Consider the following 1,758-nt stretch of genomic DNA (forward strand, 5'->3'; position numbering starts at 1 on the left):
GCGCTCGGCGAGCGGCGTGCCGCGAATCAGGTCGGTCGCGAGGTGGAAACCGTCCATCGGCACGATCACGGCGGTCCCGGCTCCGAGCCGCTCGACGAGCGCCGCCGCGAGCGTTGACTTGCCCGAGCCCGGCGCGCCGCAGAGCCCCAGCAGGATGCGCGGCACAGCGTCGGCCGACCCGGCGAGCACCCGGCGCACGCGCGCCGCGAGTTCATCGACCGTGGTCTCGATCACGGTCGGCGCGCCCGCGCCCGCGCCCGCTCCCGTCCCGATCACCGGGTCACCCGCGCGTCGAACTCGGCCCGCCGGGCGAGGATCTCGGCGGAACTGTCGTGCGCCCACGCCGCGAACGCGATCGCCGGCGGGAGCAGCGTGTGTCCGAGCGGCGTGAGTTCGTATTCGACCCGCGGCGGGATCTCCGGGAAGCTCTCCCGGCTCACGAGTCCGTCGCGCTCGAGCTTCTTGAGGGTGAGCGTCAGCATCCGCTGGGAGATGCCGGGCACCCGGTTCTTGAGTTCGGAGTACCGGATTGCCCCGCCTTCGAGCATCCCCACGACGAGGAGGGTCCACTTGTCGCCGAGGTGTTCGAGCAAGTCGCGCACGACCCGTCCGTCGTCGCCCTCGCCGGAACAGATGTCGTCCATCCGGGCGGCGTGTACGTCCGTTGTCGTCATACGGAACTCCATTTCTTACCTCCGTGTGCCCAAGGCACAGAGCAGTGCGTGGGGCCCGTGCGGTATAAAAGTAACCACTCGTGATGTTAGGCACCAATCGTAACAATCACGGGCAAGTCACACCTGCCAGACTCCCAGACAAACACCGGAAACTCAACGAAACGGATGCCATGACTCTCGCCCTCTGGATCACAGCGGTCCTCCTCACCGTCGTCTACCTCATGGCCGGGGGTATCAAGGTCGTCCGCAGCAAGGCCCAACTGCAGCCGATGATGCCGTGGGTCGAGGACTTCACCGAGCCCCAGGTCACCGTGATCGGGGCGCTCGGCCTGCTCGGCGCCCTCGGCGTGATTCTGCCGCTCGCCACCGGAATCGCGCCCGTCTTCACTCCGATCGCCGCGATCGGGCTCGTGCTCCTGCAGATCGGCGCCATCACGGTTCACGTGCGTCGCGGCGAGCTCTCCTCGCTCGGCGTCAACGTCGTCCTGCTCGTGCTCGCCGCCGCCGTCGCGATTCTGGGTTTCCTCGCCTGAGTCAGGGCACGAGCACGATCTTGCCCACGTGGGCGGATGCCTCCATCCGGCAGTGCGCGGACGCCGCCTCGCTGAACGGGTACCGGCTGTCGATCACGGGACGGAAGGCCCCGGATTCGAGCCAGGGCCAGGCATCCGTGCGGAGGGCTGCGATGATCGCGGCCTTCTCGGCGAACGGACGGGCGCGCAGGGTCGTGCCCCAGTAGCGGCCGCGCTTCTGCATGAGGTACATCGGGTTGAAGACGGCGTCCTGGCCGCTCTGGTTGGCGATCACCATGATGCGCCCGTCGAGCGCGAGCGCGGCGATGTTGCGCGCCGCGTACGAGCCGCCCATGATGTCGAGGATCACGTCGGCGCCGTGCCCCTCGGTGGCACGGTCGATCTCGGCGGGGAAGTCCTGGCTGCGGTAGTCGATCAGGATGTCTGCGCCGAGGTCGCGGCAGACCGCGAGCTTCTCGGGGGAGCCTGCCGTGACCGCGACGCGCGCGCCGGCCAGCCGGGCCAGCTGGATCGCGGTCGTGCCGATTCCGCTCGCTCCGCCGTGTACGAGC

At 69.0% G+C, this 1,758-nt stretch carries 3 protein-coding genes and 1 pseudogene; 1 reads left to right on the top strand and 3 read right to left on the bottom strand.

What is annotated here, in order from left to right; all coding sequences use genetic code 11:
* Window positions 1-234, bottom strand: a pseudogene (locus tag QN345_RS18660) (hypothetical protein); the annotation flags it as partial.
* Between the two features lie 38 nt (window positions 235-272).
* Window positions 273-674 carry a winged helix-turn-helix transcriptional regulator gene (locus tag QN345_RS18665; RefSeq protein ID WP_241975404.1) on the bottom strand — a complete coding sequence of 134 codons (402 nt, stop codon included), beginning with the start codon at window positions 672-674 and terminating at the stop codon, window positions 273-275.
* A 170-nt stretch (window positions 675-844) separates the two neighbouring features.
* On the opposite strand from QN345_RS18665, the gene QN345_RS18670 reads away from it, so the two are divergent.
* Window positions 845-1,207, top strand: a complete 363-nt coding sequence (locus tag QN345_RS18670) for a DoxX family protein (protein ID WP_322135348.1) — start codon at window positions 845-847, stop codon at window positions 1,205-1,207.
* Window position 1,208: 1 nt separating this feature from the next.
* On the opposite strand, the gene QN345_RS18675 is transcribed toward QN345_RS18670, so the two are convergent.
* Window positions 1,209-1,758 (bottom strand): zinc-binding dehydrogenase (locus tag QN345_RS18675; protein ID WP_323509065.1); only part of this gene is annotated, 550 nt, incomplete at its 5' end.

Origin of the sequence: Cryobacterium sp. 10I1 (assembly GCF_035019805.1) — a bacterium.
GTDB lineage: Bacteria > Actinomycetota > Actinomycetes > Actinomycetales > Microbacteriaceae > Cryobacterium > Cryobacterium glucosi.

Bases quoted from the DNA above. Each gene is read 5' to 3' on its own strand.
- QN345_RS18670 (WP_322135348.1), top strand. From the start codon at position 845: ATGACTCTCGCCCTCTGGATCACAGCGGTCCTCCTCACCGTCGTCTAC.
- QN345_RS18665 (WP_241975404.1), bottom strand. From the start codon at position 674: ATGACGACAACGGACGTACACGCCGCCCGGATGGACGACATCTGTTCC.